The organism is Limosilactobacillus reuteri subsp. reuteri, from assembly GCF_000016825.1.
In the GTDB taxonomy this organism is placed as follows: Bacteria; Bacillota; Bacilli; order Lactobacillales; family Lactobacillaceae; genus Limosilactobacillus; species Limosilactobacillus reuteri.
Map to the genome: position 1 here is coordinate 1561336 of NC_009513.1, position 11929 is coordinate 1573264.

General features: G+C 38.6%; 12 protein-coding genes and 1 tRNA gene. 6 read left to right on the forward strand and 7 right to left on the reverse strand.

The features are described from left to right. Positions 1-168: 168 nt before the first annotated feature. A complete protein-coding gene (locus tag LREU_RS07935) occupies positions 169-645 on the reverse strand; it encodes a universal stress protein (RefSeq protein ID WP_003668816.1) in 477 nt (158 codons plus the stop codon). Between the two features lie 277 nt (positions 646-922). Between LREU_RS07935 and LREU_RS07940 the strand changes: the two genes are divergently transcribed. Genes LREU_RS07940 through LREU_RS07955 form a run of 4 tightly spaced genes read left to right on the forward strand, consistent with a single transcriptional unit; the run spans position 923 to position 3810 of the window. Continuing rightward, the gene (locus LREU_RS07940) at positions 923-1663 is read left to right on the forward strand and encodes an amino acid ABC transporter ATP-binding protein (RefSeq protein ID WP_003668818.1); all 741 of its coding nucleotides are present in this window, start codon (positions 923-925) and stop codon (positions 1661-1663) included. Between the two features lie 12 nt (positions 1664-1675). Further along, positions 1676-2506 (forward strand): transporter substrate-binding domain-containing protein, encoded by an 831-nt coding sequence (locus LREU_RS07945; RefSeq protein WP_003668820.1) that lies wholly within the window; start codon positions 1676-1678, stop codon positions 2504-2506. Next, positions 2506-3144: an amino acid ABC transporter permease gene (locus LREU_RS07950; RefSeq protein WP_003668822.1), complete on the forward strand. Its 639-nt coding sequence runs from the start codon at positions 2506-2508 to the stop codon at positions 3142-3144. The genes LREU_RS07945 and LREU_RS07950 overlap by 1 nt, the downstream gene beginning before the upstream one ends. 12 nt (positions 3145-3156) lie before the next feature. Beyond that, complete coding sequence (locus tag LREU_RS07955) at positions 3157-3810, forward strand: amino acid ABC transporter permease (protein WP_003664620.1); 654 nt, start codon at positions 3157-3159, stop codon at positions 3808-3810. 112 nt (positions 3811-3922) lie between these two features. Here LREU_RS07955 and LREU_RS07960 read toward each other — a convergent pair whose 3' ends face one another. The 4 genes from LREU_RS07960 to LREU_RS07975 all read right to left on the reverse strand — a co-directional run bounded on the left by LREU_RS07960 (position 3923) and on the right by LREU_RS07975 (position 8261). Then, positions 3923-5110: a CPBP family intramembrane glutamic endopeptidase gene (locus LREU_RS07960; RefSeq protein WP_003668824.1), complete on the reverse strand. Its 1188-nt coding sequence runs from the start codon at positions 5108-5110 to the stop codon at positions 3923-3925. A 147-nt stretch (positions 5111-5257) separates the two neighbouring features. After that, positions 5258-7114 (reverse strand): ribonuclease J1, encoded by a 1857-nt coding sequence (gene rnjA / locus LREU_RS07965; protein ID WP_011953539.1) that lies wholly within the window; start codon positions 7112-7114, stop codon positions 5258-5260. Between the two features lie 274 nt (positions 7115-7388). Further along, positions 7389-7736 (reverse strand): hypothetical protein, encoded by a 348-nt coding sequence (locus tag LREU_RS07970; protein WP_003668828.1) that lies wholly within the window; start codon positions 7734-7736, stop codon positions 7389-7391. 78 nt (positions 7737-7814) lie between these two features. Then, positions 7815-8261 carry a MerR family transcriptional regulator gene (locus LREU_RS07975; RefSeq protein WP_003668831.1) on the reverse strand — a complete coding sequence of 149 codons (447 nt, stop codon included), beginning with the start codon at positions 8259-8261 and terminating at the stop codon, positions 7815-7817. Positions 8262-8393: 132 nt separating this feature from the next. On the opposite strand from LREU_RS07975, the gene LREU_RS07980 reads away from it, so the two are divergent. Both LREU_RS07980 and LREU_RS07985 read left to right on the forward strand, forming a co-directional pair. After that, on the forward strand, positions 8394-9902 hold the full coding sequence (locus LREU_RS07980) for an MDR family MFS transporter (protein ID WP_003668833.1): 1509 nt from the start codon (positions 8394-8396) through the stop codon (positions 9900-9902). After that, positions 9902-10630 (forward strand): DUF4811 domain-containing protein, encoded by a 729-nt coding sequence (locus LREU_RS07985; RefSeq protein WP_003668834.1) that lies wholly within the window; start codon positions 9902-9904, stop codon positions 10628-10630. Before LREU_RS07980 ends, LREU_RS07985 begins: the two co-directional genes overlap by 1 nt. 210 nt (positions 10631-10840) lie before the next feature. Here LREU_RS07985 and LREU_RS07990 read toward each other — a convergent pair whose 3' ends face one another. Both LREU_RS07990 and LREU_RS07995 read right to left on the reverse strand, forming a co-directional pair. Then, on the reverse strand, positions 10841-11713 hold the full coding sequence (locus tag LREU_RS07990; RefSeq protein ID WP_011953540.1) for an RluA family pseudouridine synthase: 873 nt from the start codon (positions 11711-11713) through the stop codon (positions 10841-10843). Between the two features lie 77 nt (positions 11714-11790). Continuing rightward, positions 11791-11865 (reverse strand) — tRNA-Asp (locus tag LREU_RS07995). Positions 11866-11929: the final 64 nt, after the last annotated feature.

Here is an 11929-nt window from a genome sequence, read left to right on the forward strand (position 1 = left end):
TATCCCTTCTCTCTTTTAGTTTAGAATCATTATAACATAGAGATGAGTAAAAACAACCAAATAATCTTCAAATGATATTCTATCTTAGAATCATTAAAAAATATACTTTCATGTAAAAAGCGATAGTCCTAATCAGAACTATCGCAATAATCTTAAAAATTAAATTATTTATTCATAAGCCTGAACAGTGTTTGTCCGAATAACAAATACTGACGTTCCAGCATGACGAGCCATGTATGATGCCTGAGAACCAACCGCCTTACGATTACCCTTCTTACCAATTGAACCAACAACTAATAAATCTGGCTGAAAAGCGGGGATAACATGATTACAAATCCGCTCAGCTGGCCGCTCCCCACGATCAACAATCGCCGTAATCTTTTCTGGATCAACGCCGTAATCAATTGCTGCTTGGACATATTCATTTACCCGTTGACGTAATTCGTCTTCACTACTATGAACATAATCCTTATCTAAGATTTGATATACATTTACCCGGTCAGTTTCCAGAATTGATACAATTCCTAGCTCTGAACCATCACGTTTCGCCTTATCAACCGCGTATGAGAAAGCGGCACGGGCATCTGGTGCATCGTCAACACCAACGAGGATCTTCTTGAACTTCTTTGGCTTTATTTCGAACATTAGTATTCTCCTCCCTATGTTCTACACTTTAACGGTGAAGCATTACTCGCTCCTCTTCGTTAAATCATATTCTTCACTCCTTATGTTACTACTTATCTCGATTTTGTAAATAATTATTTTGGCCTTCCTAAAATAAAAGTGATTTATTAAAGAATTTTATAATTATTTTTTCAAATTCACTTCTACACAATTCTCATTTTGACGACTTATAGAACAATCGATATAATAAAAGTTACTTACTTCTTGATAATATCAACGAAATGGGGTTAATTATTTCATGTCAATGATTGAATTTCATAATGTACAAAAATATTATGGCAAGTTTCATGCATTAAAAGATATTAATTTAACAATCGATGATGGTGAAACAGTTGTTTTAATTGGGCCATCTGGCTCGGGAAAAAGTAGTTTAATCCGGACCGTTAATGGTTTAGATCCTATTAGAGACGGTCAATTAATCGTTAATGGGTTTGACCTTGCCGATAAGAAAACCAATGTAAATTTAATTCGAAAAGATGTCGGAATGGTCTTTCAACACTTTAACTTATACAACAATAAGAGTGTTATCGAAAACATAATGCTCGCACCACGAATTGTATTAAAGCGTCCGGAAGAAGAAAACCGTGAGTTAGCAATGAAACTGCTTGATAAAGTTGGCCTTGCAAATAAAGCTGAAAGTATGCCTGCTCAGCTATCTGGAGGGCAAAAACAACGAATTGCGATTGCCCGCAGTCTGGCTATGAAGCCTAAATGCCTCCTATTCGATGAACCAACAAGTGCTCTCGATCCTGAAATGATTGATGATGTTTTAGACGTTATGAAAGATATCGCTAAAAACTCCAACATGACAATGTTAGTAGTGACCCACGAAATGGGCTTTGCACGGGCAGTTGCTGACCGGGTTATTTTTATGGCAGATGGTCGGATCTTAGAAGACGATTCAACCGAAAAATTCTTTGGCGACCAGCCTTCTACAGAGCGTGCTCGCGAATTTATGAGTAAGATCAGTGGTCACTAAGGAGGAATTATAATGAAAAAGTATTGGCGATTGATTAGTCTTAGCGCCCTCCTCTTTGTTGCTCTCCTTACTCTTTCTGCCTGCGGTACCTCAATTGCAAAAAAAGATGTTCTGACCGAAGATATGCGTAGTCAACGAATTACCTGGGGAGTTAAAGCAGATACCCGCCTATTTGGGCTGGAAAATATCCGGACAGGAAAGCTAGAAGGATTTGAAATTGATCTTGCAACAGCTATTACAAAAAAGATCCTCGGCCCACAGGGAAAACCAATTTTTGTTCCTGTAACCAGCGGAACCCGGGTGCCCCTATTAAAAAATGGTAATATTGATGCGATTATGGCAACCATGACGATCACTCCTGAGCGAGAAAAGCAAGTTGACTTTACCCATTCTTACTTTGATGCTGGTCAATCTCTCCTAGTTAAAAAGGGAAGTCCAATCAAAAACATCAGCGATTTAAATCGACGAGGTGCTGTAATTCTTGGGGTTTCTGGATCAAATTCAGTTAAAAACGTTGCGAAGTTTGCTCCTAAAGCACGTGTCCTTCAATTATCTGACTATGCTCAAGCGATGACGGCCCTTAAATCTAAACAGGGGGATGCCCTTACCACTGATAATGGGATTCTCTATGGGATGGCAGCTGAAAACCCAGGCTATGAAGTTGTCGGCGGTAACTTTACTAAAGAACCTTATGGAATCGCCGTTAACAAAAATCAAACGCGTTTTCGCAATAAATTAAACTGGGCGTTAAGAGAAGTTGAAAAGGATGGAACCTACAACCGTCTTCTTCTTAAATGGTTTGGCAATGTTAAAGGATTTAATTATCAGGAGATGAAGCGCTAATGTTAAATTTAATTATAAATGAGTGGCATCCCCTTTTAACCGGCCTCTGGAATACTATTCTATGTAGCCTTATTGCACTAATCGGGAGCCTTATTATTGGAACCTTTTTTGCCCTTCTCGAGATTTCGCAGCATCGGGTTTTAAAAATCATCGGTCATGTCTATGTGGAGGTCTTTCGTAATATCCCACTATTGGTAATTACAATGGCTTTTTTCCTGATTATCCCAATGTATGTAGTGAAAATTAATGGATTTACTGCGGGAACAATTGGCTTAACTCTTTATACGTCTGCATTTATTGCTGAAACTGTGCGTGCTGGAATTAATTCAATTGATCCTGGTCAAATGGAAGGAGCCCTTGCCAATGGACTTACTTATGGACAAGCGATGCGCTACATTGTTTTACCACAAGCATTTCGCGTTGTTATTCCACCACTTGGCAATCAATTTATCAATTTGGTTAAAAACTCATCGGTCCTTGCCTTTGTCGCTGGCTTTGATCTTATGTACCAAGGAAATCTAATTGCAAACGATACCTTAGCAACTATGCCCACGTATTTCATTGTCGGGATCATGTACCTCATCATCACGCTTCCGTTGAGTTATTATATGCGACACCTTGAAAAGAAATTAGCCTAGGAGGGATGATCAATGCAAAACTTTATTGACGCTTATTCATGGATTAATATCCGTTTCCTCCTAGAAGGACTTTGGATTACGATTGAAGTTTCCGTAATTTCAATTATAATCAGTTTTATTTTGGGAACTTTTCTCGGAATTATTCGTTACGCTAACATCAAATACTTATCAGCAATTGTAGGATTCATTATCGATATTATCCGTAATCTTCCTCTCCTGCTAATAATTTTCTTCACCTACTTTGGCCTCCCCAATATCGGAATTAAACCAGAAATTATTCCTGCCGCAATTATGGCGCTTTCAATTTTCGAATCGGCAATGGTTGCTGAAATCGTTCGCTCAGGGATAAATTCGATTGATTACGGTCAAACGGAAGGGGCATTAGCTAATGGATTAACTAAGTGGCAAGCATTACGAATTATTGTCTTACCACAAGCAATTAAGAATATGATGCCGGCTCTCGTTAGTCAGTTCATTTCATTAGTTAAGGATACATCACTAGCAACAATCATCGTCTTGCCAGAGTTAATGTACCACGCCCAGATCATCTATGGTCAAAACACAAATTATATTATTCCGATGTTCGTTGCGTTAGCAGTCCTCTACTTTATTGTCTGCTACTCATTATCATTGGTTGCACGTTATTTGCATAAACACATTGCATAAGTATAAACAGAGGCTGAGAAAAACAACAGTTTTTTCTCAGCCTCGTTTTATATGAATATTGTTACGATATCGCGGAAATTAACCACAAGGCGGTTAATTTCCACTCACTTATTTAATACTGAATCATAAAGTCAAACCGTTGATGCTCTCCGGTCAAGCGATTAACATGCCGTTCCATCACTTGACGTCGTTGTCCAAACATCATCCAAACGGCGATTCCAATAAATACTACTAATTCTATTCCCGTCCCAATCCAATTTTGAACTGTTACTTTGCCAGTCATCAACGTTGAATCAGAAGCAATAAATGCCGTCCAATCTAATAGGAAGTGCATTACCATTGCTAGCCATAATTGACCAGTATAAACATAAACGGTTGCAAAAAATAGTCCAATCCCAGCTGCGCTAACTGCTTGTAAAACAGTCATTGACCATTCTTGAGGGCCATAGTTGGTAAGATGAACAATTCCGAATAAAATTGAACTCGTTGCTAATGCCAACGGAAGGCGTTGCTTAACATTGCGCCAAGCATAGAATAAGATGCCAAGAATAGCAAAACGGAATAAGGTCTCTTCCATTACCGCAGCCTCAAACGCCGAAAGGGTAAAATCCCAATTAGCACGGTGGAGCCTTGGCATTTCTCCCGTATTTAAGGCCATAAAGATAATATCAACAACAACTAATCCAGCAAATATCCCCCAATTAAAATCACCGCTCCAGTGTGGTTTTAATCCTGGCCATGATAAATGCCACGTCCGCATAACAGTTGTCGTAAGAATAAAGAAAGCAACTGCGCCAACTGCACCAGTCGATAATGCTAATAATAAGAAGTGATTATCAACCAAGTCTGTTGGTAAGGCAATCAATGGCGTAAAAACCACCTGAGCTAACCAGGCAATAAAGATTAGCCGTTCGATGCTCCAATGCATGAACTCACCAATTACGCTTGCAAATGGTGCAAACATAATAAAGTAATAAAAAATCATCATTGTCACAACGCCCCGGGATGGTAAATGTAATAGAACAATAATTTCTCGAACCATTACATCCCAAGCAAACACTAAAATTATCGGCTGGGCAATTACCTGCAGCCATGCATTCAACTTTTTAACTAACAAGGATACATTAGGTAAGAGTTCAAAGACTAAACCAATTCCTAAAATAATAACCATGATCAATAATGCTAATGCAACGGTCTGACGATTAAATTCGTAATTACGAATCATCATCATTGCCAAAATGACCAGGGTCGCCCCAATTTGAACCCGGTACCAGATCCTAAGATAATCGTTTCCGGTCATTTTTCCTCATCCTCTCTGGGAAATCTAAAATAATTGCTAAATATGATCATACCAAACAATCTCCTTAGTTTTAAGAACAAATCTTCTTTTTTTAGTTTAAACCACAAAAGAACCTGCAGGCAAAAAAACTGCAAGTTCTTTTATCGTTTATTTTGTGTTTCCAGTTGCAACTGGTTGCTTCTCTTTACTATTCTTCTTTTTAGAATGTTGCTGAGAGTTCCGGTGGGAATGATTATTCTGTCGTTCGTTTTTATGTGTTTGATTATTTTTATTGTTTGGTCGACGATAGTGTTGGTTTTCGGAACGATTATTACCGTTCAAAATTGTCACCATCGGAATAATCACTGGACGACGACCGGTGCGATCATAGAGTAATTTTTGTAAACGGCTGATAATTGTCCGGTTTAATACCCGTTGATCAATGTGTTTGTGATTCTTAAATGTATTAAGGATTGCCCAGAATACTTCATGATTGGCTGCCTTAATCAGCTCTTGTGATTCATGCATATAAACAAAGCCACGAGAAACAATATCAGGCCCCGCAACAATTTGATAATCCTTTAAGTCGACAACCGCAATCGCTGTTACGACACCTTCTTCTGAAAGCAAGCGTCGTTCGCGAATTTCTGGATTTCCAACCGTATCTCCCGCATCACGACCATCAATATAAACATCACTAACACTATCAATATGGTCCGCCACTCGACAAGAGTCTTTCGTAAGAGCTAAAACATCCCCATTTGCAAGGACAAAGCTATTTTCCTTTGGTACACCAGTCATTTCAGCTAACTTAGTGTGAATTTTTTGCATTCGGTATTCCCCGTGAACCGGAGCAAAGAACTTAGGCTTCATTAACCGTAGCATAAATTCTTCATCGACTTGACCACCGTGTCCTGATGTGTGGATATTATTAACATACCCGTGAATTACATTAGCCCCGCTCTCTTCAAGCTTATTGATGAGGGCATTAACACTAGTAGTATTTCCTGGAATTGGGTTACTAGAGAAAACAACTGTATCTTCCGGCTGAATAGTAATTTGACGGTGAGTACCATTAGCAATCCGACTAAGGGCTGCCATAGGTTCTCCCTGCGATCCAGTACACATGATCAATACTTTTTCTGGTGGATAATTGTTAATTTCATTTTGGTCAATAAGTGAATCTTTAGGAATGTTAAGGTACCCTAATTCTTGACCAGCAGTGATTGCATTTTCCATACTGCGACCAAAAACCGCAATCTTTCGCCCTTGCGCAATTGCGGCATCAGATGCTTCACGCAATCGATAAACATTAGATGCAAATGAGGCAAAGATAATGCGTCCCTTAATTCGTTCAAAGATCCGGCGAATATGGATATCAACCCAGCGTTCAGACTTTGTAAATTCTGGTCGTTCAGCGTTTGTACTATCTGATGTTAAAAGGAGAACCCCATCGTCCCCTAACTTAGCCATTTGTTGAAGATTAGGACCTGGTAAATTACCAACTGGTGTTAAATCAAACTTAAAGTCACCAGTCTGGACAATGGTTCCTTGAGGAGTATGAACGGCCACACCCAGGGTATCAGGAATTGAGTGCGTTGTTCGGAAAAAGCTCACCCATAACTTCTTAAAATGAACTTCATCAAATTCATTAATTTCATGCAATTCGGCATTTCTTAGTAAGTGTTTTTCTTCCAGTTTTCCTTTAATTAATGACATTGCAAATGGTCCAGCATAAATAGGTGCATTGACCTTTTGTAAGAAGAATGGTAATCCTCCAATGTGGTCTTCGTGACCGTGAGTAATAAAGATTCCCTTAATCTTATCTTTATTTTCAATGAGGTAATCATAATTTTGAATTACGTAATCCACTCCTAGTAATTCATCTTCGGGGAATAAAACTCCACAGTCAATAACAATAATTTCATCTTGGAATTGTACACAATACATATTTTTACCAATCTCACCAAGACCACCCATGGCGTAAAAGGCAACTTCATTGTTTTTAATCTTTAATTTTGTCATAATACCTTTCCTTCTATAGATTTTTATCATGTTAATTAACGGAATTTAAGTAAGCCAAAAGAACCGCTTTGTTCTGACAAGGTCGGTTATTGATATTCATTTTATTATTGGCACTTAATCTTAATTATTTAATCCGTACGTAAAACTAACTATTATTTTACCACATCTACAAAATTGAAGGTAGTAATTGCCTAATTCTTTGATTAAAAAAGAAGGTGGGAGAAAGTATTTATCTTTACTCCACCTTCCTTTTTAAATCCCACTAGTTGCTTGCCTAATCTTCTTCTGGTAACTGTTCCTCTTTTTGTTCCCAAGCCTTCATCCAATCAACAACCGGTTCCCCATCTTCATGAAATTTAACATTAGTCAATGCGGTTAAAATTTTTTGATAAGCTGGCTTACTTAGCCGCGTGCTTACATTAACTAATTCCTGATGACCCATAAAAGCATTATCGCACAAGATTTGATTAATTGTAGCCATTAATTCATTAGATACTTGTGAGCTAAGGATCTCTAAACTGCCCCTACGATATTGATCAACATAAAAATTAATAAAGGAATTAAGGGCAACTTCTTTAGCATCCTCGCTTAACTCACTATAACTTAAGCCTGTTGTAGCCAATTGTTATTCTTCCTTTCTCAAATTAATTTACTTTGGTTATCCTCTACATTTTAACCTTAACACAAAGTTTATTATCCGTTAATTTTCTTTCCGATCCCGAATACGAAGACTAGTCTTTTCACCATCAATCACTGCATATACTTCTTTTGTGGAATCTTCAGCTAATGCACCCAGCTTAACTTCTCCACTATCTTCTCCAGTTTGTTCTACCTCTTTGATGCCGTCCGTAATAAAACGGGTAAAAATCTTATGAAGCTCGCGCCGTTTTCGTTCCTTTTTTACAGCCATCGCTAAAGTAAAACCTTGATCCAAAAATACTTTAATCGTTAATACCTGAAAAATTGTTGGAAAACTAAAATAGTGATTTTTATTCTGCTCATCTTGTTCAGATTTAATATAACCCTTTTTCTCCCAATATCTTAGTTGACTAGTAGAGACACCAGTTACACGTGCTACTTCACTCATACTAATCTTTAATTGTTTACTAGCGATCATTTTTCTAATTTTTTCAGAAAGCGGATCCATTATTTTCCTCCAAAGTGTATATTTCAATCATAAATTACCAAAAATTCGATATCTTTGTCAAATAATTTGACAAAGATATCGAATAGTATTATATTTTTCACATTGTGAAAAACGTAGAGGAGGATTCTATTAGTGAATCAAGAGCAACAACCTGTTGATATTAATGGTCAAACTTATAATCGTTCCTTAATGATCTTCGTCCTATTAATTGGAGCTTTTTGTACCATTTTAAACCAAACTATTCTTTCAACAGCCTTTCCCGCATTAATGGATGCTTTTAATATTAGTACTGCCACCGTTCAGTGGTTAACTACTGGTTTCTTAATGGTTAATGGGATTATGATCCCCGTAAGTGCCTATTTAACCAGTCGTTTTAATACTAAGAGTCTTTTTATCATTGCTATGTCAACCTTTGAAGTTGGGACAATCTTAGCATGGATTGCTCCATCGTTTGCCGTTTTATTAGCCGGTCGTCTTATCCAAGCGGTCGGAGTAGGAATTAACATGCCCCTAATGCAGAATATTATGCTGACTGTTTATCCTCCTGAGAAACGTGGCGCTGCGATGGGAGTAAACGGCCTAGTTATTGGATTAGCCCCAGCAATCGGGCCTGCTCTATCTGGATGGGTTATCGATAGTTATAGCTGGCGGTGGCTTTTCGGAATGATCGCCCCCATTACTGCTTTAGTTATCATTGTTAGTTTTTTTGCAGTTAAAAATGTTATTCCTAATAAAAAGCCGCATCTTGACTGGCTTTCTGTTGTTATTTCAACATTAGGATTTGGGAGCATGCTTTACGGATTCTCAAGTGTCGGTGATAAGGGGTGGACAGATCCGGTTGTCCTTTCAACCATTATCATTGGGGTGATTTTAGTTGGAATTCTAATCATGCGTCAAAATAAGCTAGACGATCCGTTCCTTGAATTCAAGGTATTTGAAAGCAAAGAATTCTCCCTTGCGACCATTCTTAGTTCAATTGTAATGATGGCAATGGTTGGGGTAGAATTCGTCATCCCTCTTTACCTTCAAATCATTCATGGAATGTCCGCCTTCCATTCAGGTCTTACCCTTTTATTTGGAGCCCTTTTCATGGGAATTATGAGTCCAATTACTGGGAACTTATTTGACCGTCATGGTGCTAAACGCTTAGCCTTTACGGGAATGTTTATCTTAACTGTTGGAACAATTCCTTTTGCCTTTATTACTCGTGATACCCCAACTATTTATATTGTCTTCTTATATGCAGTCCGGATGTTTGGTATTTCAATGGTAATGATGCCAGTTACTACAGCGGGAATGAATTCTCTTCCTTACAATCTAATTTCGCACGGTACAGCTGTTAACAATACCATTCGTCAAGTCGCTACTTCTGTGGGAACAGCTATCATGATCTCTGTTTTGACAAATATTACCAATAGCAATCGACCTGCTCATTCACTGCTGACACAATCCCCATTACAATATAAAGCAAAGATGTTTGATGCTACTTTGATGGGGTACCATGCAGCATTCTGGTTTGCAATCGCCTTCTCACTCATTGGTTTATTCCTTACATTCTTTGTTACAAGTGGTAATGGAATTCACCTCCGCCTTGATAGCGAAGACATTGCAGAACCAACTGATAAAGGAGGGATGAAGTAATGGTTATTATTTTAACTTTTCTAGGAGCACTCGCCTTTTTTGCTTGCATGATGTTTATTCGGCAAAAAAGCCTGCGAATTATTTTAGCCACACTCACGGGAATTATCTTTGTGGGCTCAACTCTTTTGATGACACTAAATTACAGTCACCATTTTGGAATGCAAAAAGTTACGACAACAACCACCAAGCGGATTTACTCTGCTTCAAATTCCTCAATGCCCCTGGCAATTTATCAACCGGTTGGTAAAAGCGGCCGCGATGATGTTTATATTTATAACACCAAAGTCAAACAAAAAACGCCTTACCATACCCAAGCAAACGAATACACCACTAGTCGAATTAAATGGACTAATGGTTCTACCCCTCAGCTCGTAACAACTGAGACGCGCTGGCAATATCGTAATAATTTTTATAAAGTCCTATATGCATGGTCAGGAATGAACAATGCATTAGTTAAGCGAACTAACGTGCTAGAATATCCACTAATGTATGTTAAACTCACAACGAGTCAGGCAGATAAACTTGCCAGAGTTGCTAAATCTGCTACGGGTGCCAAATTACAAGCACAAGCAGCAGAACAAGGACGCGCTTTTGTTACATCAAAGGTTCAAGCAGCAATGGCTAAGAATCCTAACATGACTGCTAAACAAATTCAAGAAGTATCAGCACAAGCAGAACAAGAATTTCAGGCCCAAAGCATTCAACAAATTTTAAAACAAGTTAAGTAAAAAATAGTGAGTGGGAATTAACCTTCTCGACAAGGCGGTGGGCTAAGGATAGAACGGTGATTAGCACGGCACGGGCTGATTATCATTCGGACTTAGCCTCGAGCCTTGTGGTTACGACGCGAAGCTAGTTCCACGATATCTTAAATAATCTTCACATAAATAGAGAGGCTGTTAAAAAAACGAAGTTTTTTCAGCCTCTCTATTTTGTATTTAAACTAATTCAAAAAATGCTGCAGGCAATTCTGAGGTAAATGTCATTTGTTTAAGGGTGAAGGGATCGTTAAAGCTAATTTTACTTGCATGAAGCAACTGATGATCATATTTACTAGTATCGCCGCCATAAAGATGGTCACCAATTAGGGAATGACCAATAGCAGCAAAGTGAACCCTGATCTGGTGTGTGCGTCCAGTGTGAAGTCTTACCCGCACTCGTGTCCACTTTGCGCCTCGTTCTTCAACCCAATACTCGGTCAAAGCTCGTTGCCCATTCTCGTCAATTACCCGTGCAGCCTGCCCATCCTTTCTTCCAATCGGCTTGTTAATCTCGCCATGCTCGTCCATAACCTGTCCTTCTACTAAAGCGGTATATTCCTTCAGCATTTGATGTTGCTGCACTTGCTGACTGATCATACTGGAGGCGATATGATGCTTAGCGATAAGAAGTAATCCCCCCGTAAAGCGATCCAGTCGTGTAATTAAATGAGGGCGGAGATCTGCAGAATTATTTGCGATTAAGTATCCCTTTACCCGATTTAAAACCGTATCATTTTGAACGGTTGGTCCTGGGATAGAAGTCACCCCTGCTGGCTTATCTACTACCAACCAATTATCATCTTCATAAACAACATTTAAGGGCTCATTACTACTTTCAACAGTATCATCAGCTAATTCTGGTTGAGCCTTAATGGTTAAAGGTTGATTAGGAAGAATCTGGGTTGTTGGCCGTACCTTCCGATGATCAACAAGGAATTCCCCTTCACCGTTTTTAAGATCGTTAAATAAACGATGCCCCATCCCCAATGACTGAAGATACTTCTTTATTTTAATCGGTTCGGTTCCTCGGTATATCCACGTATTTTCCATCTTAATTTCCTCCATCAACATTGAAAAAGATACAAAAAAAGAGCTGATGACCTAAATCACAGCTCCTTAATATTGAACGGTCCGTACGAGACTCGAACTCGTGATCTCATCCGTGACAGGGATGCGTCCTAAACCAACTAGACCAACGGACCAACTTGACAACAAATAAAAGTATACGAGATTTATCGAAATTAGTCAACAAAAATTTGTGATTTA

Excerpts from the sequence above, each read along its gene's own strand:
- LREU_RS07940 (WP_003668818.1), top strand. The coding sequence starts at position 923 with ATGTCAATGATTGAATTTCATAATGTACAAAAATATTATGGCAAGTTT.
- rnjA (WP_011953539.1), bottom strand. The coding sequence starts at position 7,114 with ATGACAAAATTAAAGATTAAAAACAATGAAGTTGCCTTTTACGCCATG.
- LREU_RS07950 (WP_003668822.1), top strand. The coding sequence starts at position 2,506 with ATGTTAAATTTAATTATAAATGAGTGGCATCCCCTTTTAACCGGCCTC.
- LREU_RS07945 (WP_003668820.1), top strand. The coding sequence starts at position 1,676 with ATGAAAAAGTATTGGCGATTGATTAGTCTTAGCGCCCTCCTCTTTGTT.
- LREU_RS07935 (WP_003668816.1), bottom strand. The coding sequence starts at position 645 with ATGTTCGAAATAAAGCCAAAGAAGTTCAAGAAGATCCTCGTTGGTGTT.
- LREU_RS07960 (WP_003668824.1), bottom strand. The coding sequence starts at position 5,110 with ATGACCGGAAACGATTATCTTAGGATCTGGTACCGGGTTCAAATTGGG.
- LREU_RS07990 (WP_011953540.1), bottom strand. The coding sequence starts at position 11,713 with ATGGAAAATACGTGGATATACCGAGGAACCGAACCGATTAAAATAAAG.
- LREU_RS07955 (WP_003664620.1), top strand. The coding sequence starts at position 3,157 with ATGCAAAACTTTATTGACGCTTATTCATGGATTAATATCCGTTTCCTC.
- LREU_RS07985 (WP_003668834.1), top strand. The coding sequence starts at position 9,902 with ATGGTTATTATTTTAACTTTTCTAGGAGCACTCGCCTTTTTTGCTTGC.
- LREU_RS07975 (WP_003668831.1), bottom strand. The coding sequence starts at position 8,261 with ATGGATCCGCTTTCTGAAAAAATTAGAAAAATGATCGCTAGTAAACAA.